General features: G+C 76.9%; 21 protein-coding genes. 8 read left to right on the top strand and 13 right to left on the bottom strand.

Annotated elements, in window-relative coordinates:
• The first annotated feature begins 20 nt into the window (after window positions 1-20).
• Window positions 21-1,292 (top strand): AmpG family muropeptide MFS transporter, encoded by a 1,272-nt coding sequence (locus tag ACI6QG_RS05695; RefSeq protein ID WP_407023604.1) that lies wholly within the window; start codon window positions 21-23, stop codon window positions 1,290-1,292.
• Here ACI6QG_RS05695 and ACI6QG_RS05690 read toward each other — a convergent pair.
• The 4 genes from ACI6QG_RS05690 to ACI6QG_RS05675 are packed head-to-tail and all read right to left on the bottom strand — an operon-like array spanning window position 1,240 to window position 2,921.
• A complete protein-coding gene (locus tag ACI6QG_RS05690) occupies window positions 1,240-1,527 on the bottom strand; it encodes a hypothetical protein (RefSeq protein ID WP_407023603.1) in 288 nt (95 codons plus the stop codon). The genes ACI6QG_RS05695 and ACI6QG_RS05690 overlap by 53 nt on opposite strands.
• Window positions 1,494-2,207: an aquaporin gene (locus tag ACI6QG_RS05685; protein WP_407023602.1), complete on the bottom strand. Its 714-nt coding sequence runs from the start codon at window positions 2,205-2,207 to the stop codon at window positions 1,494-1,496. The genes ACI6QG_RS05690 and ACI6QG_RS05685 overlap by 34 nt, the downstream gene beginning before the upstream one ends.
• Complete coding sequence (gene arsC, locus ACI6QG_RS05680; RefSeq protein ID WP_407023601.1) at window positions 2,200-2,601, bottom strand: arsenate reductase (glutaredoxin); 402 nt, start codon at window positions 2,599-2,601, stop codon at window positions 2,200-2,202. Before arsC ends, ACI6QG_RS05685 begins: the two co-directional genes overlap by 8 nt.
• Window positions 2,598-2,921 (bottom strand): ArsR/SmtB family transcription factor, encoded by a 324-nt coding sequence (locus ACI6QG_RS05675; RefSeq protein WP_407023600.1) that lies wholly within the window; start codon window positions 2,919-2,921, stop codon window positions 2,598-2,600. Before ACI6QG_RS05675 ends, arsC begins: the two co-directional genes overlap by 4 nt.
• Window positions 2,922-2,995: 74 nt before the next feature.
• On the opposite strand from ACI6QG_RS05675, the gene ACI6QG_RS05670 reads away from it, so the two are divergent.
• Both ACI6QG_RS05670 and ACI6QG_RS05665 read left to right on the top strand, forming a co-directional pair.
• Entirely contained in the window at window positions 2,996-3,346 is a 351-nt protein-coding gene (locus tag ACI6QG_RS05670; protein ID WP_407023599.1) for a DMT family protein, read from the top strand.
• 165 nt (window positions 3,347-3,511) lie between these two features.
• Complete coding sequence (locus ACI6QG_RS05665) at window positions 3,512-4,015, top strand: type III secretion system chaperone family protein (RefSeq protein WP_407023598.1); 504 nt, start codon at window positions 3,512-3,514, stop codon at window positions 4,013-4,015.
• 7 nt (window positions 4,016-4,022) lie between these two features.
• Here ACI6QG_RS05665 and ACI6QG_RS05660 read toward each other — a convergent pair whose 3' ends face one another.
• On the bottom strand, window positions 4,023-5,855 hold the full coding sequence (locus tag ACI6QG_RS05660) for a transglycosylase domain-containing protein (protein ID WP_407023597.1): 1,833 nt from the start codon (window positions 5,853-5,855) through the stop codon (window positions 4,023-4,025).
• 31 nt (window positions 5,856-5,886) lie between these two features.
• A complete protein-coding gene (locus ACI6QG_RS05655) occupies window positions 5,887-6,276 on the bottom strand; it encodes a hypothetical protein (RefSeq protein WP_407023596.1) in 390 nt (129 codons plus the stop codon).
• A 74-nt stretch (window positions 6,277-6,350) separates the two neighbouring features.
• On the opposite strand from ACI6QG_RS05655, the gene lysA reads away from it, so the two are divergent.
• The 3 genes from lysA to ACI6QG_RS05640 are packed head-to-tail and all read left to right on the top strand — an operon-like array spanning window position 6,351 to window position 10,568.
• A complete protein-coding gene (gene lysA / locus ACI6QG_RS05650) occupies window positions 6,351-7,691 on the top strand; it encodes a diaminopimelate decarboxylase (RefSeq protein WP_407023595.1) in 1,341 nt (446 codons plus the stop codon).
• Complete coding sequence (locus ACI6QG_RS05645; RefSeq protein WP_407023594.1) at window positions 7,681-10,179, top strand: DUF4175 domain-containing protein; 2,499 nt, start codon at window positions 7,681-7,683, stop codon at window positions 10,177-10,179. The genes lysA and ACI6QG_RS05645 overlap by 11 nt, the downstream gene beginning before the upstream one ends.
• Entirely contained in the window at window positions 10,179-10,568 is a 390-nt protein-coding gene (locus ACI6QG_RS05640; RefSeq protein WP_407023593.1) for a hypothetical protein, read from the top strand. The genes ACI6QG_RS05645 and ACI6QG_RS05640 overlap by 1 nt, the downstream gene beginning before the upstream one ends.
• Here ACI6QG_RS05640 and ACI6QG_RS05635 read toward each other — a convergent pair.
• The 5 genes from ACI6QG_RS05635 to ACI6QG_RS05615 all read right to left on the bottom strand — a co-directional run bounded on the left by ACI6QG_RS05635 (window position 10,553) and on the right by ACI6QG_RS05615 (window position 14,890).
• Entirely contained in the window at window positions 10,553-10,933 is a 381-nt protein-coding gene (locus ACI6QG_RS05635) for a hypothetical protein (protein ID WP_407023592.1), read from the bottom strand. The genes ACI6QG_RS05640 and ACI6QG_RS05635 overlap by 16 nt on opposite strands.
• Entirely contained in the window at window positions 10,918-11,529 is a 612-nt protein-coding gene (locus ACI6QG_RS05630; protein WP_407023591.1) for an RluA family pseudouridine synthase, read from the bottom strand. Before ACI6QG_RS05630 ends, ACI6QG_RS05635 begins: the two co-directional genes overlap by 16 nt.
• A gap of 34 nt (window positions 11,530-11,563) precedes the next feature.
• Window positions 11,564-12,979: a DNA repair protein RadA gene (gene radA / locus ACI6QG_RS05625; protein WP_407023590.1), complete on the bottom strand. Its 1,416-nt coding sequence runs from the start codon at window positions 12,977-12,979 to the stop codon at window positions 11,564-11,566.
• A gap of 239 nt (window positions 12,980-13,218) precedes the next feature.
• Window positions 13,219-13,689 (bottom strand): Lrp/AsnC family transcriptional regulator, encoded by a 471-nt coding sequence (locus ACI6QG_RS05620; protein ID WP_407023589.1) that lies wholly within the window; start codon window positions 13,687-13,689, stop codon window positions 13,219-13,221.
• A 70-nt stretch (window positions 13,690-13,759) separates the two neighbouring features.
• Window positions 13,760-14,890, bottom strand: coding sequence for a type III PLP-dependent enzyme (locus tag ACI6QG_RS05615; RefSeq protein WP_407023588.1), 1,131 nt, complete (start codon window positions 14,888-14,890; stop codon window positions 13,760-13,762).
• A 469-nt stretch (window positions 14,891-15,359) separates the two neighbouring features.
• On the opposite strand from ACI6QG_RS05615, the gene ACI6QG_RS05610 reads away from it, so the two are divergent.
• Both ACI6QG_RS05610 and ACI6QG_RS05605 read left to right on the top strand, forming a co-directional pair.
• Entirely contained in the window at window positions 15,360-16,739 is a 1,380-nt protein-coding gene (locus ACI6QG_RS05610; RefSeq protein ID WP_407023587.1) for an MmgE/PrpD family protein, read from the top strand.
• Complete coding sequence (locus ACI6QG_RS05605; protein ID WP_407023586.1) at window positions 16,739-18,760, top strand: acetate--CoA ligase family protein; 2,022 nt, start codon at window positions 16,739-16,741, stop codon at window positions 18,758-18,760. The genes ACI6QG_RS05610 and ACI6QG_RS05605 overlap by 1 nt, the downstream gene beginning before the upstream one ends.
• Here the strand turns inward: ACI6QG_RS05605 and ACI6QG_RS05600 are convergent.
• Entirely contained in the window at window positions 18,757-19,455 is a 699-nt protein-coding gene (locus ACI6QG_RS05600) for a response regulator (RefSeq protein ID WP_407023585.1), read from the bottom strand. The genes ACI6QG_RS05605 and ACI6QG_RS05600 overlap by 4 nt on opposite strands.
• Window positions 19,455-20,006: a MarR family winged helix-turn-helix transcriptional regulator gene (locus ACI6QG_RS05595; protein WP_407023584.1), complete on the bottom strand. Its 552-nt coding sequence runs from the start codon at window positions 20,004-20,006 to the stop codon at window positions 19,455-19,457. Before ACI6QG_RS05595 ends, ACI6QG_RS05600 begins: the two co-directional genes overlap by 1 nt.
• Between the last annotated feature and the right edge of the window lie 23 nt (window positions 20,007-20,029).

Genomic DNA, 20,029 nt, shown 5'->3' with positions numbered 1-20,029 from the left:
TGCGCTGGTAGCCATGCCCCATGCTGCGCGACCGCCGATACCTGCTGATGCTGGCCCTGGGCTTCGGGGCCGGGGTGCCGCTGCCGCTGGTGGCCGGGCAGGTGCTGCGGCAATGGTTCACCGAAAGCGGCATGTCGCTGACGCAGATCGGCCTGACGGCGCTGATCGGCCTGGCCTATGCCTGGAAGTTCCTGTGGTCGCCCGCGCTGGACGCCCTCCGCCCGCCCCTGCCGCTGGGCCGGCGGCGCGGCTGGCTGGTGCCCATCCAGCTCGCCCTCGTCGCCGCGCTGCTGGGCATCGCGCTGACCGACCCGCGCCAGGGCGCGACCTGGACGGTGGCGCTGGCGGCGCTGGTGGCCTTCCTGTCGGCCTCGCAGGACATCGTGGTGGATGCCTGGCGCATCGAGATGCTGGGCGAGGACGAGGAGCGGCAGGCCTGGGGCCTGGCCGCCTATGTCTGGGGCTACCGCGCCGCGCTGCTGGCGGCGGGCGCCGGCACGCTGTTCCTGGTGGGGCCGCTGGGCTGGGGCGGCGCCTATGCCTATGGCGCGGCGCTGATGGGGGTGGGGCTGGCCGCGGCGCTGGCGGGGAAGGACAGCCTGGCCGCGCCCGCCCTGCCCGCCACCTGGGGCGCGCGGCTGCGCCATTCGGTGGCCGACCCCTTCCTGGACTTCCTGCGCCGCCCCTACTGGCTGGCCATCCTGCTCTTCGTCGCGCTGTTCAAGCTGGGCGAGGCGCTGGCCGGCGTCATGGTCACGCCCTTCTACCGCAGCGAGGGCTTCACGCGGGAGGACGTGGCGGCGGTGGGCACGGCGTTCGGCCTGGGCTGCACCCTGGCGGGAGCGGTGGCGGGGTCCTGGCTGGTGGGGCGCATCGGGGTGCGCTGGGCGCTGATCCTCACCGGGCTGGGGCAGATGCTGTCCAACCTGATGTACCTGGCGCTGGTCGGCGGCGGACGGGACATGCCCATGCTGTTCGCCCAGGTGGGGGTGGAGAACTTCACCGACGGGCTGGCCGACGCCGCCTTCCTCACCTACCTCTCCGGCCTGGTGAACCGCTCCTTCAGCGCGACGCAGTACGCGCTGCTCTCCTCCCTGGCCGCGGTGCCGCTGCGCACGCTGGGGGCCAGCGCCGGGGCGCTGGCGCAATCCCTGGGCTGGAGCCAGTTCTTCATCCTGACCACCCTGGCGGCCATCCCGGCCATGCTGGTGATGCTGTTCCTGCTGTGGCGGCTGCCGCCTAGGGAGCGGGCGTCAAGCCCGACAGCCGGCAGCGCAGCTCCGGCCCCGTGAAGGTGATGGCGCTGCCGCCGCGCAGCGTCACCCGCAGCGCGGCCACCCGCACCCCGCCGGGCAGCTCGAGCGTGAGGAACTCGGCGCGCTCCACCGCGCCCACCTCGTAGTCCGGCTGGGCGGGGGTGGCGCAGACCACGTGGCATTCCCCGCCGGGCGGGCAGGCGAAGCGGCCGGGTTCCTGGGCCGCGGCAGGGGCCGTCAGCAGCAGCAGCGGGAGGAGGAGCCGGCGCATGGCGCATCCTGGCGCATGGGCCGCGGCCCGGGCAAGCCTGGCGAAAGCCAGCGCCACAGCGCCGCCGCCCCCAGCGCGCCGGCCAGTTGCGCCGCCACGAAGCCGGGCACGTCGGCCAGGGCGATGCCGCTGAAGCTGGCGGTGAACCCGCGGGCGAGCGTCACCGCGGGGTTGGCGAAGCTGGTGGAGGCGGTGAACCAGTAGGCCGCCGTGATGTAGAGCCCGACCGCCACCGCCACCCGGCCGGCCGGCACCCCCAGCACCACCCAGACCAGCCCGGCGGTGGCGACCGCCTCGGCCAGCCAGTGGCCGGGCAGGCCGCGCGCCGCGCCCCCCGCCTGGACCAGGGGCAGGCCGAACATCGCGTGGGCCAGCGCCACGCCGGCCAGCGCGCCCGCGGCCTGCGCGGCCGCCATGCGCAGCGCCTCGGCGCCCGCCACGGCGCCGGCACGCCACTGCACCAGCGTCACGGCGGGGTTCATCGCCGCGCCGGACAGCGGGCCGAACAGCCAGATCAGCACCGGCAGCATGGCGCCGGTGGCCAGGGCGTTGCCCAGCAGCGCCAGGGCGCCGTTCCCGCCGGCCAGCCGTTCCGCCATGATGCCGCTGCCCACCACCGTGGCCAGCAGCAGGGCGGTGGCCAGCCCCTCCGCGACGGCGCGGCGGGCGGCGTCAGCCATGGACGGGCGTGCCGTCTTCCTTGCTGAACGGCGCACGCTGCGGCTGCTCCAGGATCTCCAGCACCACCTCCGAGGGCCGGCAGAGGCGCGCGCCCCGCGCCGTGAAGACCAGCGGGCGCTCGATCAGGATGGGATGCGCCAGCATGGCGGCGATCAGCGCCTCCTCGTCCAGGGCGGGGTCATCCAGCCCCAACTCCGCGAAGGGGGCGCCCTTGCGGCGCAGCAGGGCCCGGGCGGGCAGGCCGGTGCGCGCCAGCGCGTCGCGCAGCGCCGCCGCATCGGGCGGCTGGCGGAGGTAGTCGCGGATCACCGGCTCCTCCCCGCTGTTGCGGATCATCGCCAGCACGTTGCGGGAGGTGCCGCAGGCGGGGTTGTGCCAGATGGTGACGCTCATGGGGGGCACTCCGTGGAGGGTCGGCACAGCTCGGGCCGGCCGCCGCAGCAATCGTGCAGCAGGAAGCCCAGCAGGGCGCGGATGCCCGCGGGGTCGGCCGCGTAGCGCACCACCCGCCCCTCGCGGTTGGCGCGCAGCAGCCCGGCGCGGGCCAGGGCGGACAGGTGGGTGGAAAGGGTGTTGTGCGGCACGGCGAGCACCCGCGCGAGCTCGCCGGCGGGCAGCCCCTCCGCGGGGGCGGCGACCAGGCGCCGGAAGGCCGCCAGCCGGGTCGGCTGGGCCAGCGCGTCCAGGGCCAGGATCGCCGAGTTTTCGTCCATATGTCGAGAATAATGGACATGACAGGGCGTGTCCAGCGTGGCGACATGCGGGGGCATCGAACAGGACCCCGCCCATGTCGCCGCTCCTCCTCACGCCCTTCCTCCTCGTGCTGTCCAACATCGTCATGACCCTGGCCTGGTACGGCCACCTCAAGGCGCCCTCCTGGCCCATGTGGGTGGCCATCCTCGTCTCCTGGGGGATCGCCTTCTTCGAGTACTGCCTGGCGGTGCCGGCCAACCGCATCGGCTACGGCGCCTTCACCGGCCAGCAGCTCAAGGTGATGCAGGAGGTCATCACCCTGTCCGTCTTCGCCGTGTTCAGCGTGACCCTGCTGGGCGAGCCGCTGCGCTGGACCTACTTCGCCGCCATGGGCTGCCTGGTGATGGCCTGCGTCTTCATCTTCCTGCCATCCGGTGGGGGGTGATCCCCTGTTGCGGCGCGGCATCCCCCTGCCCTACCCTATCCCTTGTGGGGAATCGCGCTGTGTTCTCCCAACCCTTGTGGCCCGTGGCCGTTGGAGGGGATGCGGAACAGCCGTTTCCACCACCCCGCCACGCCGCGGCGGGCAACATCAGGGGAGTGCCGCGCGATGTCCGGACTGCTCGTGGAAACCACCGAACAGCTCGCCAACCCGCTGGACGTGCTGGAGCAGATCGTCGCCGCCAACGACTGGGCCTTCGAGCGCCATTCGGACGGCGACCTGGCGGCCGAGGCGCCGGGGCAGTGGTGCACCTACACCCTGCTCTTCTCCTGGTCGCCGGAGATCAGCGCCATGCACTTCACCTGCGCCTTCGAGGCCAAGGTGCCCGACAACCGCCGCGGCCCGCTGTTCGAGCTGCTGGCCCGCGCCAACGAGAAGCTGTGGATCGGCCATTTCGGGCTGGAGAGCGAGGAGGGCACCCCGGTCTTCCGCCATTCCGTGCTGCTGCGCGGGGCGCCGGGCGCCTCCGCCGAGAGCCTGGAGGACATGGTGGACATCGCCATCACCGAGTGCGAGCGCTTCTTCCCCGCCTTCCAGTTCGTGCTCTGGGGCGGCAAGCCGCCGGCCGAGGCGCTGGAGGCCGCCATGCTGGACTGCGTGGGCGAGGCCTGAGCCGGCCTCAGCGCACCCGCAGCTCGGTGCGCGCCGCCGCGCCGGCGCGGTCCAGCACGGTGATGCGGTAGAGGCCGGGCCCCGGCGGGGTCCAGCCGGCCTCCCGCCGCGCCGGGTCGCTGGCGATGGGCGCGCCATCCACCAGGAAGGCCAGCGGCCGCTGCCCGCCCTGCGCGCGCAGCACCACCCGCCCGGCCTCCGGCAGCAGGGCGCCCGGCGGCGGGAACACCAGGCGAAGGGCGTCCGTGCCGCCGGGCGCCGCCGCCGGGGCGCGGGAAGGCAGCGCCTCGCGCGGGGCGCGGGGCAGGCGCTCGAAGGCGGCTGCCAGCACGGGCAGGGCCAGCCGCGCCCCGGTGGCGCCGGGCAGCGGCGTGCCGTCCGGCCGGCCCACCCAGACGCCCACGGCGTGCCGCCGGTCCTGCCCCACCGCCCAGGCGTCGCGCCCGCCCCAGGAGGTGCCGGTCTTCCACGCCACGCCGGGCGGGCCGGGCCAGGGCTGCACCAGCGCCGCCAGCGCGGCCTCGGCGGCGCGGCGCTCCACCACCTGGGGCAGGCGGGCGTGCAGCGTCACCAGCTCGCGCAGGGTCACGCCCGCGCCGCCCAGGGCCAGGGGCAGGGCGGGGGCGGCGCCGGGCGGCAGGCGGGGCGGCGCGCCGGCCGCCTTCATGGCGGCGGCCATGCGCAGCGGCCCCACCCGGTCCAGGATGGCGACGGCGGGCGCGTTCAGGCTCTGGCGCAGGGCGTCGGCCACCGTCAGCCGCCCGGCGAAGGCGCGGTCGTAGTTCTCCGGCGCGTAGTCGCCCCAGCGGCGCGGCAGGTCCTCCAGCAAGGTGTCGGGGCGCACCACCCCGGCCTCGAACCCCAGGGCGTAGACCAGCGGCTTGAGCGCCGAGCCGGGCGAGCGCACCGCCCGCGTCAGGTCCAGGTGGCCGGCGCGCAGCGGGTTGGGCCAGTCCCCCGCCACCAGGGCGCGCCATTCCCCCGTGGCGATGTCCTGCACGGCGATGGCCAGCGAGGCGCGCTCGGGCAGGGTCGCCAGGGTCTCGGCGGCCAGCCGGTTCAGGGCGCGCTGCAGGTCGAGGTCGAGGGTCGGCAGCGCCACCAGCGGGGCGTGGCGCGGCAGCGGCAGGCGGCGGGCGGGCAGCTGGGCCAGCGCGGCCTCGGCGGGGGTGGCGATGCCCGGCGCCCGGCGGTGCAGCACGGCGTCGCGCGCCAGCCGGGCGGCGCCGGGGTGGCGGTCGGGGCGGGTGCGCTCCGGCGCGCGGGCCAGGGCCAGCAGCAGCGCCGTTTCCCCGGCGTCCAGCGCGTGCAGCGGGCGGCCGAACCAGGCCAGGGCGCCGGCGCGCAGCCCCTGGAGGTTGCCGCCCTGCGGCGCCAGGGTCAGCCACGCCTCCAGCACGCCCGTCTTGCCCAGGCGCCATTCCAGCTGCACCGCCCGCCACGCCTCGATGGCCTTGGAGCGCAGGGTGCGCGGGCGCGGCTCCAGCAGCCGCGCCGCCTGCATGGACAGGGTGGAGCCACCGGACACCACCCGCCCCCGCCAGGCCCATTGGCCGGCGGCGCGGGCGATGGCCAGCGGGTCCACGCCCGGATGCCAGCGGAAGCGCGCATCCTCCGCCGCCAGCAGCTGCGCCAGCAGGTGCGGCGGCGCGTCGGCGGCGGTGGTGCGCAGCCGCCATTCCCCGCCGGGCAGGGGGCTGGCGTGCAGCAGCCGCCCGTCGCGCGCCGGCACCTCCGCCGAGACGCGCTGCAGCCGCGACAGGTCGGGCGGGAAGGCGCGGTCGAGCGCCCAGGCCGCCGCGAGGCCGAGGACGGGCAGCAGGAGGAGGGCGCGGCGCACGGGGGGCAGGATGCCGCGGGGGGCCGGGGCGTCACAAGCCGTCCAGCCCCTCCTCGCACAGCACGTCGCGCAGGGCGGCGGCGGCGACGTGCGGCCGCACCGCGTCGCGCACCGCCTGGGGGGACCAGCCCTCGCCATGGGCGCGCAGCAGGGCGGCCACGTCGTGCTCCAGCTCGCGCCGGGTCAGCTCCGGCACGTGGCCGGGCGGCAGCGCGGGGCCGGGAAAGGGGCGGCGCTGCCAGACGAAGGGGTGGCGGTGCACCGCGTCCAGCAGCACCGGCCGCACCCGGCGGCGGATGCGTGCACCCAGGCCGCCATCATCCAGCCGGAACAGCGGGCGCTCCGCCAGCAGGCGGGCATGGCCCCAGCGGTTGAGCTCCACCAGCGGCAGGCAGGCGGTGAGCTGGCCGATGACGTCCATCGCGGTCCTCCATCCGGGGGCGCGCGGAAAATCTCCCCCTACCCTGGGCGGGCATCCGGCGGCATATCGTCCCGATGCCCGACGCTATCCCCCCCACCGGCCCCGACCCCGCCTTCGCCGACCTGCTGGCGCAGCGCCCGGCCCTGGCCATGGACGCCTCCGCCGGGCTGCTGATGGAGGAGGTGCCGCTGGCGCGCATCGCCCAGGCGGCCGGCACGCCGACCTGGGTGTATTCCGCCACCACCCTGGCGCGGCGCGCCAACGCCCTGAAGGCGGCGCTGGCGGAGGCCGGGCTGGCGGCCACCATCCACTTCGCCACCAAGGCCAACCCCAACATCGCCGTGGTGAACCTGCTGGCCGGCGAGGGGCTGGGCGCCGACGTGGTGAGCGAGGGCGAGCTGCGCGCCGCCCGCGCCGCCGGGGTGCCGGCCGGGCGCATCGTGTTCAGCGGCGTCGGCAAGACCGCGCGCGAGATGCGCCTGGCCATCGCGGAGGACATCCTCCAGGTGAACCTGGAATCCGCCGAGGAGGCGGAGATGCTCTCGGCCCTCGCCGCCTCGCTGGGGCGCACGGTGCGGGTGGCGCTGCGGGTGAACCCGGACGTGGACGCGCGCACCCACGCCAAGATCACCACCGGGCTGACGGAGAACAAGTTCGGCGTGCCCATCGCCCTGGCGCCGGAGCTGTACGCGCGGCTGCGCGCCATGCCGGGCCTGGAGGTGGTGGGGCTGGCCACCCACATCGGCTCGCAGATCACGCGCGGCGTGGCGCCCTACGCCGCCGCTTACGCCCGCCTGGGCGAGCTGGTGCGCGAGCTGCGCGCCGCCGGCCACGCGGTGCGCCGGGTGGATTGCGGCGGCGGCCTGGGCATCCCCTACCGCGACGAGCAGCCGGCCTCGCCCGCCGCGCTGGCCGGGGCCATCAAGGCCGGGCTGGGTGATGCGGGGGTGGAGCTGATGCTGGAGCCCGGGCGCTGGATCTGCGGCCCGGCCGGGGTGCTGCTGGCGGCCGTCGTGCTGGAGAAGGCCAGCGTCGGCCGGCGCTTCGTCATCCTGGACGCGGCGATGAACGACCTGCTGCGCCCGGCGATGTACGACGCCTGGCATGCCATCCTGCCGGTCTCGCCCACCGCCTTTCACGCGCCGCGCACGGCCGCCGACGTGGTGGGCCCGGTGTGCGAATCCTCCGACACCTTCGCCCGCGGGCGGGAACTTCCCGCCCTGCCGCCGCATTCCCTCGTGGCGTTCCTCGACGCCGGGGCCTACGGTGCGAGCATGAGCAGCACCTACAACGCCCGGCCGCTGGCCGCGGAGGTGATGGTGAGGGGCACCGAATGGTCCGTGATCCGCGACCGGCAGGACTACCCGGCGCTGCTGGCCGGGCAGCGGCTGCCGCGCTGGGCCGATGGCGGCTGAGCGGCCGGTGATCCCCGGCCTGCCCCGCAAGCGGGCCCTGGCCCGCGCCGCCCTGGGGTGGGAGGCCGCTTGGCGCGCCGCCTGGCCGGCGCTTTCCGTCCTCGCGCTGTTCCTCGCCTTCGCCTGGTCCGGGCTGCCGGGCCTGCTGCCGGCCTGGGCGCACGCCCTGGCCCTGGCCGGCTTCGCCGCCGCGCTGGGCTGGGCCGCCTGGCGCGGCGCGCGCGGCTGGGCGCCGCCGGGCGCCGAGGCCGCCGACCGCCGGCTGGAAGCCGATTCCGGCCTGCGCCACCGCCCCCTGGCCACCCTGCACGACACGCCCGCCAGCGGCGACCCCGGGCTGTGGGCGGCGCATCAGGCCCGCATGCGCGCGGCGCTGGGCCGCCTGCGCGTCGGCCCGCCGCGGCCGGGGCTGGTGGCGCGCGACCCGCGCGCGCTGCGCGCCGGGGCCGGGCTGCTGGCGCTGGCCGCCCTGCTGGCCGCCGGGGCGGACGCCCCCGCCCTGCTGCGCCGCGCCCTGCTGCCCAAGCTGGCCGCCGGCCCGGCCGCCGCCGCCCCCGCCCTGCGGGTGGAGGCCTGGGTGACGCCGCCCGCCTACACCGGCGCGCCGCCGGTCTTCCTGCCCGCCACCGGGGGCGCGGCCACCGTGCCCGCCGGCGCGAAGCTGCAGCTGGCGGTGGCGAACGCCGCCGACCCCGCGGCCACCGGCCTGGCGCTGGCCCCCCTCGGCCCCGGCTCCCATGCCGGGGAGGCGGTGCTGGAGGCCGACACCCGCGTGACCCTGCGCGACGGCGGGCGCGAGGTCGCGTCCTGGACCCTGCAGGTGCAGCCCGACGCCCCCCCGGTGGCCCGCTTCCCCGAGGCGCCGGGCCGCGCCCCGCGCGGGCTGGGCCTGCGCCTGCCCTGGCAGGTGGAGGATGACTGGGGCGTGCTGTCCCTGCGCGTCGAGATCCGCCTCGCCGCCCGGCCGGAGGCGCCGCCGGTCACGCTCGACGTGGCGCTGCCGGCCGCCGCGCCGCGGCAGGCGCGCGGGCTGATGCCGGCGGAGCTGGCGGCGCACCCATGGGCCGGGCTGCCGGTGGTGGCCACCCTGCGCGCCCGCGACGGCGCCGGCCAGGAAGGCGTGTCGGAGGAGGCGCGCTTCGACCTGCCCGAGCGCTCCTTCAACCACCCGGTGGCGCGCGACCTCATCGCCGTGCGCAAGGCGCTGTCGCTGAATCCGGCCGAGCGCATCCCCGCCGCCCGCGCGCTGGACGCCGTGCTGGCGGCGCCCGAGCGCTTCGAGCACGACCCGGCCACCCAGCTGTCCGTCCGCACCGCCCGCACCCAGCTGCAGCGCGACCGCCGCGCCGAGGCGGTGGCCGAGGTGCAGGAGCTGCTGTGGGAAACCGCCCTGGCGCTGGAGGAAGGCCGCGACGAGCGCACCGCCCGGGCGCTCGCTGAGGCGCAGCAGCAGCTGCGCGAGGCGCTGGACGAGGCCGGGCGCACCCCGCAGGAGCAGGCGGCGCGCGAGGAGTTGCAGCGCCGCATCGAGGCGCTGCGCGAGGCCATCCGCCGCCACATGGAGGCGCTGGCCGAGCGCCTGCAGCGCGAGAACGCCGAGGCCCTGCCCTACGACCCGCAGCAGCGCCTGCTGGACCAGCGCGACATCGAGCGCCGCACCCGCCGCATGGAGGAGGCCGCCCGCCAGGGCCGCACGGAGGACGCGAGGCGCGAACTGGCCGAGCTGGAGGAGATGCTGCGCGCCCTGCAGGAGGGCCGCGTCGCCCGCGGCGAGACGCCGGAGCGCCAGCAGCAGCGCCAGCGCGGCCAGCAGCAGATGGGCGCCGTGCAGGACCTGGTGCGCCGCCAGGCCGAGCAGCTGGACAGCGGCGAGCGCCGCGCCCAGGCGGAGGAGCAGCGCCGGCGCGAGACCCGGCGCAACCAGCCCCCGCCCGCCGCCGACCCCCAGGCCGAGGCGCAGCGCCAGGCCGAGGCCCGCCAGCAGCGCGCCCTGCGCCGCGCCCTGGGCGAGCTGATGCAGCAGCACGGCGACCTGACCGGCGAGGTGCCCGAGGGGCTGGGCCAGGCCGACCAGGCGATGCGCGAGGCGCAGGAAGCCCTCGGGCAAGGGCGCGACGCCCGCCCCGCCCAGCAGGAGGCGATGCGCCGCCTGCAGGAGGCCGGGCGCCAGATGCAGCAGGCCATGCAGCGCCAGATGGGCCGCGGCCAGCAGGGCGAGGGCGAGCCCGGCGAGGAGATGGCCGGCGACGCCGAGGGCGGCGAGGAGGCCGGCGAGGAGCAGCAGCTGGGCGAGGGACGCGACCCGCTCGGCCGCCGCTCGCGCGAGACGGCCGGGCAGGCGGAGAACGGCTCCGACACCCGCGTGCCGGAGGAGGCGGAGCTGCTGCGCACCCGCCGCCTGCAGGAGGAGCTGCGCCGCCGCGCCGGCGAGCGCGCCCGCCCGCCGGAGGAGCTGGACTACATCGACCGGCTGCTGCGCCGCTTCTGATGAGCCGCGAGCTGCGGGGCGCGCTGCTCTACGTGGCGCTGGTGTTCGCCGCCGGCTTCGTGCTGGGCCCGCTGCGGGAATTCGTGCTGGCGCCGCGCATCGGCCGCCTGCCGGCCGTGCTGGCGGAGCTGCCCTTGATGCTGGGCTGGGCCTGGGTGGCGGCGGGCTGGGTGCTGCGCCGGCTGCGCGTGCCGCCGGGCGCGCCGCGGCTGCGCCTGGGCCTGGCCGCGCTGGCGCTGCTGCTGCTGCTGGAATTCGGCGCGGGCGCCGCCCTGCGCGGCTGGGACGCGCGGGCCTGGCTGGCGGATTTCCTGACGCCGCCGGGGCTGGCGGCGCTGGGGGCCTACCTGGTCTTCGCCCTGCTGCCCCGGCTTCACCGGCAGCCCTGACGGGCGAAGCCCTCGCGCACCAGCGCCAGGCGGAAGCGCGCCGCTTCCTGCGCCCGGGCGGCGATGCCGGCGGAAGCGGCGGATTCCATCGGCGCGGCGGCGGCGCCGGCCTCCGCTGCGCGCTCCGCCAGGTCGCGGCAGCCGCAGCCAGCCAGCCGGGCCGCCAGCTCCGCGATGGACGCGCCCAGGGCGGCGCCGGCGGCGCGCGCCTGCTCCAGCCCGGCCAGCGGGGTGCGGGCGGATGCCTCGGCGGCGTCCAGCGCGGCCATGGCGGCGGCGAAGTCGCAGCGCGGGCGCGGCAGGCCGCCCCGGGGGGCGCCCTGGCCCATCAGCAGCGGCGCCAGCAGGATCAGGCGACGCCGCATGCCGCCAGCGCCGCGCGCATGTGGGCGGGCACCGGCGCCTCGGCCATCACCGGGCCGCCGTCCAGCGGCAGCGCCAGCCGGCGCGCCAGCAGGTGCAGCGCCCCCGGCGGGCCGCCGTAGCGCGCGTCGCCCAGGATGGGCGCGCCCAGGTGGGCCAAGTGGACGCGCAGCTGGTGGGTGCGGCCGGTGTGCGGGCGCAGCTCCAGCGCCGCGCGGCCCCCGGCGCGGCCCAGCACCCGCCATTCGGTGCGGGCCGGCTGCCCGGCGGGGTCCACCGCCATCCACCAGCCGCGCGCGGCGGTGCTGCGCTTCAGCAGCGGTGCCTCGCACGCCCCCTCATCCGGCAGGTCGCCCGCCACCACGGCCCAGTAGGCCTTGTCGGCCCGGCCGGCGGCGAACAGCGCACCCAGTGCCGCCATGGCGGGCTTGGTGCGGCCGAAGGCAAGGCAGCCCGCCGTGTCCTGGTCCAGCCGGTGCGCCGGTTGCGGGGCGTGGCGCCGGCCCTGGCGCAGCGCCTCCCCCCAATCCTCCAGCGAGGGGCCGCCGCGCGGGCCGCGGTGCACCGGCAGGCCGGCCGGCTTGTCCAGCACCAGCACCGCGTCGTCCTGCCACAGGATGCGCGCCAGCGGGTCAGGCGGCGCGTTCAGGCGGCTTCTCCTTGCGGCGCACCGTCTGCGCCGCGAAGGGCGCCACCAGGTCGGCCAGGTGGCCCACCTCCTCCAGCCGCAGGCCCTCGATGGGGGCGGGGGCCTTGTTGCCGCGGGCGGTGCGGCGCGGCAGCACCGCGGCGCCGAAGCCCAGCTTGCGCGCCTCGCGCAGCCGCGACTCGGCCTGGGAGACCTGGCGCACCTCGCCGCTCAGCCCCACCTCGCCGAAATACACCGCCTCGGGCGCGGTGGGGCGGTCGGTCATCGCGCTCACCAGGGCGGCGGCCACCGCGAGGTCGGCCGCCGGCTCGTTGATGCGCAGGCCGCCGGCGATGTTGAGGTACACGTCGGCCTGGGCGAAGGTCAGGCCGCAGCGGCTTTCCAGCACCGCCAGCAGCATGGCCAGCCGCCCGCCATCCCAGCCCACCACCTGCCGCCGCGGGCTGCCGCCGGCCGAGGGCGCCAGCAACGCCTGGATCTCCACCAGCACCGGCCGCGTGCCCTCCAGCCCGGCGAAGACGGCCGAGCCGGAGATGTTGCCCCGCCGCTCGGCCAGGAACAGGGCGGAGGGGTTGGCGACCTCCACCAGCCCGCCCTCGGTCATCTCGAAGACGCCGATCTCGTCGGTGGCGCCGAAGCGGTTCTTCACCGCGCGCAGGATGCGGAACTGGTGGCCGCGGTCGCCTTCGAAGTACAGGGTGGCGTCCACCATGTGCTCCAGCACGCGCGGGCCGGCCAGCGTGCCCTCCTTGGTGACGTGGCCCACCAGCACCAGGGCGAAGCCGCGTCCCTTGGCCACGCGGATGAGTTCCGCCGCGCAGGCGCGCACCTGCGCCACCGTGCCGGGCGCGCTGTCCAGCGCGTCCAGCCACATGGTCTGGATGGAGTCGATGACGACCAGCGCGGCGTCGCGCTCGGCCTCCAGGGAGGCGGTGATGTCGCGCAGCGCGGTGGCGTTGGCCAGGGCCATCGGCGCCTCCGTCAGCCCCAGGCGGCGGGCGCGCAGCCGCACCTGTTCCACCGCCTCCTCGCCCGAGATGTAGAGGACGCGCTTGCCGGCGCCGGCCATGCGCGCGGCGGCCTGCAGCAGGATGGTGCTCTTGCCGATGCCGGGGTCGCCGCCCACCAGCACGGCGGAGCCGGGGACGAAGCCGCCGCCCAGCACGCGGTCCAGCTCGGCGATGCCGGTGACGTGGCGCGGCGGCGGCGCGCCCTGCCCCTTCAGCCCGACGAACTCCAGCCCCTTGCCGCGCCCCAGGCGCCCGGCCGGGCCGGGGCCGGCCTGCACGGCTTCCTCGGCCAGGGTGTTCCATTCGCCGCAGCCGTCGCAGCGGCCCTGCCACTTGGGGTGCGGCGCGCCGCAGGACTGGCAGACGTAGCGCGCGCGTTCCTTGGCCATGGCTGGAACATGGCGCGAACGGCGGGCCGCTTCAACCGGGCATCGGCGCCGATGATGCCCGCCATGGGACGCGCTGGATGGCGCGGCGCGGCGGCGCCGGCCAGGCGGGGTTCCTTCCCAGGCTAGACCAGCCATCGCGCTGCCACCGCCCGGCCGGGGCTGGCCACCACGCTGGCCGTCGGGAGGAGCACATCGCCTCCGGCACCGGCATCAGGCCCGTGGGGCCGGGCGGCGCGGCGCTACTCCTCCTCCTCCGGCACCGGCGGCACCGGCAGCAGGGCGGTCTCCTTCACCGAGGCGAGGGCGATCTCCACCGACAGGCGCTCCAGCCCCGGCAGCGGGCGGATTTCCTCGGCAATCAGCGCGTCCAGCGCGGCGATGCCGGGCACGCGCAGCTTCAGCAGGTAGGACCACTCGCCGGTCAGCTGATGGCACTCCAGCACCGCCTCCTGCTTGCGGACCAGGCGGCGGAAGGCGGTCTCCTCCTTGCCCGGGCGCATGTCCAGCCGCAGGAAGGCCAGCAGCGGCACGCCGACCAGCGCGGGGTCCAGCGCGGCGTGCCAGCCGCGGATCAGCCCGCGCTCCTCCAGCCGCTTCTGGCGCTCGGCGGTGGCAGAGACGGAGAGCCCGGCCGCCTTGGCGATCTCCGCCAGGCCGGCGGCGCCATCGGCCTGCACCGCGAGCAGGATTTTCCGGTCTATCTCATCCATGGCCGGAGCCTATACGGTTCCGCGGCCGGAAGAAAGGAAAGGCGCCGCGAGTTTCTCCCGCGGCGCCCGCTCAGATGTAGTGCTCGCCCAGCGGGGCGAAGCCGTTGAACCGCTGGGAGGCGTAGGTGGTGACGTAGGCGCCGGTCGCCAGCAGCTCCACCTTGTCGCCATCCTTCAGGGCCAGCGGCAGCCGGTAGTTGCTCTTCTCGTAGAGCGTGTCCGTGCTGTCGCAGGTCGGGCCGGCGATGGTCACCGGGCCGTCCGCCATGCCCTCGTGCGGGGTGCGGATGGCGTAGCGGATGGCCTCGCCCTCCGTCTCCGCCAGGCCGCCGAAGCGCCCGATGTCGAGGTAGACCCAGCGCACCGGGTCGTCCTCGCCCTTGCGGGAGACGAGCACGACCTCGCCCTGCACCACGCCGGCATCGGCCACCAGGAAGCGGCCCGGCTCGATCACGATCTCGGGCAGGGCGTTGCCGAAGTGCTCGGCCATGGCGCCCATGATGGCGTTGCCGAAATCCTCGATCTCCGGGACCTCCGCCTTGTAGCGCACCGGGTAGCCGCCGCCGAGGTTGACCATGCGCAGCTTCACCCCGGCCTCGGCGAGGTCGGTGAACAGCATGGCGACCTTGGCGATCGCGGCCTCGTAGGCGGCGGTCTTCACCTGCTGGGAGCCGACGTGGAAGGACAGGCCGAAGGCGTCCAGCCCCAGCTCCTGCGCCTGCACCATCAGCCGGCGCGCCATCTCCACCTCGCAGCCGAACTTGCGCGACAGCGGCCACTCGGCGCCGTCATTGCCGACCAGGATGCGGCAGTACACGGAAGCGCCGGGCGCCGAGCGCGCGAGCTTCAGCAGCTCCGCCTCCGAGTCGAAGGCGAACATGCGCACGCCCGCGGCATAGGCGGCGGCGATGTCGCGCTCCTTCTTGATGGTGTTGCCGTAGGAGACGCGCGCGCCGGGCGCGCCGGCCTCCAGGCACATCCGCACCTCCTCGAAGGAGGCGGCGTCGAAGAAGGAGCCCAGCCCGGCCAGCCGCTCCAGGATGGGGGCGGCCGGGTTGGCCTTCACCGCGTAGTAGATGCGCGCCAGCGGCAGCGCGGCCTTCAGCCGGCCGTAGTTCTGCGCGACGCGGTCCACGTCGAGCACCAGGCACGGCGTCGCCGGCTGCATTTCCGCGAGATAGCGAGCGACCTTGGGGGTCATCGCACCATCCTCCACCCGAACAGGCGGGACCGGCCCCGGGATGGGGCGGCCCCTGATTGACGAAACGGTCGAACGAACCAGCGACCAGAAGAGAACCGGCCCTGACGGGACGGGGTTGCCAGAACGCTTGACGTCGTTGCGTAAACCTTGCGCCGCGTGAGCCGCCTGAGTGGGCGGCCCCGGGGGCTTGGGGCCAGAGGCACGTGCGTACTGCGTCTTGTGAGGGGGCAGATACGCGCGGCGGCCGGCGGATGCAAGCGCCCCGCGCCCGCGGGGCGAAGATTTTTCGCGCAACACCGGCATGCAGCCGGAACGACCCTCGGCTTCCCCGGGGGAGGGCGCGGAAAAATCACGCGCAACCGCGCAACCCGCCGCAAGGCTTCCGGGCCGCGCTGCGCCGCCACCGCGGGCGGGCGGCTTGCGCCCGCGCCGCCCCGGCGCATGCTGCGGCCCGAGGGGAGCGGCCGCCATGGATTCCAGCCTCGCCGGGGACCGGCGCATCATCCGCGGGGGCGGGGCCCCGCCGGGCAACCCCCTGCCCGCCCTGGCCGCCGAGGCCGCGCCCTGGCGCAGCCGCCCCTGGCCGGCCGGGCTGCAGCGCCACGCGCGGCGCGCCCTGCTGGACTGGTTCGCCGCCCTGCTGCCCGGCACGCTCCGCGCCCCGGCCACCCTGCTGGCCCAGGCGCTGGCCGGGGAGCGCGGCGCCGGCGAGGCGCTGTGTTACGCCGATGGCGCGCGCGGCGGCATCCGCCACGCCGCGCTGGTGAACGCCGCCGCTTCGCACACGGTGGAGTTCGACGACATCTTCCGCGACGCCGGCCACCACCCGGCGGTGGTCACCATCCCGCCGGCGCTGGCTGCCGCCCAGGCGCGCGGCGCCTCCATGGACACGCTGCTGCGCGCGATGGTGGCGGGCTACGAGGTGGGCTGCCGGGTCGGGCTGGCCGTGCAGCCCTCCCACTACCGGTTCTGGCACACCACCGGCACGGTGGGCACGCTGGGCGCGGCGGCGGCCACCGCCGTGGTGCTGGGGCTGGACGCGGCGCGCACCGCCCACGCCATCGCCAGCGCCGCCACCATGGCCGGCGGCCTGCAGCAGGCCTTCCGCGGCGAGGGGATGAGCAAGCCCCTGCACGCTGCCCACGCGGCGGAGGCCGGGGCGCTGGCGGCGCTCGCCGCCGCGCGCGGCGTGACCGGCGCACCGGACGTGCTGCACGGCCCCGCCGGCTTCGCCGCCGCCACCAGCGAGGACGCCGGCAAGTGGGACCGCGCCCTGGCCGGCCTGGGGGAATGGCAGGCCATCGCCGCCATCACCTTCAAGAACCACGGCTGCTGCGGTCACATCTTCCCCGCGCTGGACGCCGTGGCCGCCCTGCGGGCCGAGCACGGCTTCGGCGCGGAGGATGTCGTCGCCATCCATGTCGGCGGCTACGGGCCCACCGTGGCGGTCTGCGACCGGCCCGACGCGCGCACGGAGCAGGATTGCCGCTTCTCCCTGCAATACTGCGTGGGCGCGCTGCTGCGGCTGGGCGGCGTTCGCCTGGCCGCCTTCGAGCCGCCCGCCCTGGCCGACCCGGCCATCCGCGCCCTGATGCCCCGCGTCAGCCTCGCGCTGGACCCGGAGCTGGCCGACGCCTACCCGGCCCGGCGCGCCGCGCGCGTCACCCTGCACCTGGCCGATGGCCGCGTGCTCCGGCGCTTCCAGCCCACCCGCAAGGGCGACCCGGACGACCCGCTGACCGACGCCGAGCTGTCGGCCAAGTTCCACGAGCTGGCGGCCCCGGTGCTGGGCGCGGCCGGCGCGGCGGCGCTGGAGCGCGCCATCCTGCACGGCGACGCGCTGCCCTGATGCGCGCCCTGCTGTCGCCCCGCTCCGTGGCGCTGGTCGGCGCCTCGGACGACCCGGCCAAGACCGCTTCCCGCCCGCAGCGCTTCCTGCGCGCCGCCGGCTATGCCGGGCGGGTGTTCCCCGTCGCCCGCCGCGCCACCGTGCTGGGCGAGCCCGCCTTCGCCTCGCTCGACGCGCTGCCGGAGCGGCCGGACCACGCCTTCATCCTGCTGCCGACCGAGGGCGCGATGGCGGCGGTGGCCGATTGCGTGCGCCTGGGCATCCCCGCGGTGACGGTGCTGGCCGGCGGCTTCGCCGAATCCGGGCCGCAGGGCGCGGCGCGCGAGGACGCGCTGCGGGCGCTGCTGCGCGGTTCCGGCACGCGGCTGCTGGGGCCCAACTCCATCGGCCTCGCCAACCTGCACGAGGGGCTGGTGCTGACCGCCAACGCCGCCTTCGCCGAGGCGCCGCTGCCGCGCGGCGGCCTGTTCGTCGCCTCGCAGAGCGGCTCGATGATCGGCGCGCTGATGTCGCGCGGCAAGGCGCGCGGGCTGGGCTTCTCCTCCCTCGTCTCGGTGGGGGCGGAGGTGGACCTGGATGTCGGCGCGGTGGCCCTGGCCGCGCTGGAGGACGGGCGCAGCGAGGCGGTGCTGCTGTTCCTGGAAACCCTGCGCGGCGCCGATTCGCTGCGCGGCTTCGCGCGGGAGGCGGCGCGGCGCGGCGTGCCGGTGGCGGCCTACAAGCTCGGCCGCTCGGCCGAGGCGGCGGAGCTGGCGCAGTCCCACACCGGGGCGCTGGCCGGCGAGGACGACCTGGCCGGCGCCTTCCTGGCCGATTGCGGCATCGCGCGCGTCGAGACGCTGGAAGGGCTGCTGGAGGCGCCGGCCCTGCTGCGCCGCCTGCCCATCCGCCCCTTGCGGCGGGCGCCGCGGGTCGGCGTCGTCACCACCACCGGCGGCGGGGCGGCGATGGTGGTGGACCAGCTGGGCGTGCGCGGCGTGACCACCGAGGCGCCCTCGGCCGCCACGCGCGCCGCGCTGGCGGCGGCGGGCATCGCGGCGGAAGGGCGCATCCTGGACCTGACCCTGGCCGGCACGCGCCCCGCGGTGATGCGCGCGGCGCTGGACACGCTGCTGGCGGCGCCGGAATTCGACCTGGTGGTGGCGGTGGCCGGTTCCTCCGCCCGCTTCGAGCCGGAGCTGGCGGTGCAGCCGGTGGCCGAGGCCGCCGCCGCCGCGCCGCACCTGGCCGCCTTCTGCGTGCCCGAGGCGCCGGAGGCGCTGGCCCGGCTGGGCGCCGCCGGGGTGCCCGCCTTCCGCACGCCCGAGGCGGCGGCGGACGCCATCGCCGCCGCCTTCCGCCGCCGCCCGCCGCGCGCCGCCGCGCCGCCCGCCGCCGCGCCCGGCGAGGGGCGCCTGCTTGACGAGCGCGCGGGCTACGCCCTGCTGGGCCTGCCGCACCCGCCCTGCGCCGTGCTGGGCGAAGGCCCGCCCCCGCCCTTCCCCGTGGCGGCCAAGGCGCTGCACGCCGCCATCCTCCACAAGACCGACATCGGCGGCGTGGCGCTGGGCCTGCGCGACGCGGCGGCGCTGGAGGCGGCCGCGGCGCGCATCCGCGCCTCCGTGGCGCGGCACCGGCCGGAGCTGGGGGAGGTGCCCATCCTGGTGCAGGCCATGGCCGCGGGCGGGCTGGGCGAGGTGCTGCTGGGCTTCCGGCGCGACCCGCAGGTGGGGCCGGTCATCCTCCTCGCCGCCGGCGGCACGCTGGCGGAGGTGCTGCGCGACCGCGCCGTGCGCATGGCCCCGGTGGAGCCGGCCGACGCCCGCGAGATGCTGGCCGAGGTGCGCGCCTTCCGCGCGCTGGAGGGCCACCGCGGCGCCCCGCGCGGCGACCTGGAGGCGCTGGTGGCGGCCGTGGTGGCGATGTCGCGCCTCGCCGCGCGGCCGGAGGTGCTGGAGGCCGAGGTCAACCCCCTGCTGGTGCTGGAGGAAGGCCGGGGCGTGCTGGCGCTGGACGCGGTGGTGCGGGTGGCGGCGCCCTAGGGCCCGGGCCGCAGCACGTAGCCCTTGTGACGGATGGTGTGCAGGAAGCGCGGCTCCCGCGGGTCGGGCTCGATCTTGCGGCGCAGGCGCGTCACCTGCACGTCCACGCTGCGCTCCCCGGCCTCGGGGGTGCCGATGGCGGCGGCGATGTCCTCGCGCGAGAGCACGTCGCCGGCGCGGCGGGCCAGGGCGGCCAGCAGCGCGGCCTCGCCGCCGGTCAGGCGCTGGGTGCCGTCGGGGCCGCGCAGCTCGCTCCGGTCGGGGTCGAACCAGCGCTCGCCCAGCTGCACCGGGCCGGGGGGCAGCAGGGCGGCCTGCTGCACCGGCGCGGCGCGGCGCAGGATGGTGCGGATGCGCAGCGCCAGCTCGCGCGGGTCGAAGGGCTTGGGCAGGTAGTCGTCGGCGCCGTGCTCGAAGCCGGCCACGCGGTCGTCGGCGCCGCCGCGGGCCGTCAGCATCAGGATGGGCGTCTCCACCCCCTCCCGCCGCAGCGACTCCGCCAGTTCCAGCCCGCTCTCGCCGGGCATCATCACGTCCAGCACCAGCAGGTCGAAGGCCATGGCGGCGATGGCGGCGCGGGCCTCCGCCGCGTCGGCGGCGGCGGCCACGCGGTGGCCCTGCTCGCTCAGGAAGCGTTGCAGCAGGGCGCGCAGGCGGGCGTCGTCGTCCACCACCAGCAGGTCGGCGCCCTCCATCAGGCGCTCCGCAGGAAGGCGGGCTGGGCGCGGTCGGGGGCGGCGGCGCGCTCCAGCATCTCGAACTGCTGGCGCGCCTCGGCGCCCATCAGCCCGCGCATCACCTGGCGGAAGCCCTCCACCGCCTGCGGCCCGGCCTCGCGGTAGGCGCGCAGCACCCATTCGCGCTGGGCGGCGAACAGCTGGCGCTCCAGCGCCTCGCCCTCCGGCGTCAGCCGCAGCAGGCGCTGGCGCTTGTCGGTGCGGCCGGGCGCCTGGGCGATCAGCCCGCTCTCGATCATCGGCTGCAGCACGCGGCCCAGGCTCTGCTTGGTGATGCCCAGGATGGCCAGCAGATCCCCCACCCGGATGCCCGGCGCGCGGCCCACGAAGTGCAGCACGCGGTGGTGCGCCCGGCCCATGCCGCGCCCTTCCAGGATGCGGTCCGGGCCGGAGGTGAAGTCGCGGTAGCCGAAATACAGCAGGTCCTGCGCCAGCCGCAGCTCCTCCTCCCGCAGGAAGAGGAGGTTGCGGCCGGCGACGGGGGTCAGCGCGGGCGGGCGTTCGGGCATGGGTGCCATGCGTGCTGTTTCGG

It is taken from the genome of Sabulicella flocculans, assembly GCF_045449635.1.
In the GTDB taxonomy this organism is placed as follows: Bacteria; Pseudomonadota; Alphaproteobacteria; order Acetobacterales; family Acetobacteraceae; genus Roseococcus.
Note: the sequence above shows the minus strand (reverse complement) of the source record. Positions and strands in the feature narration are given on the sequence as shown.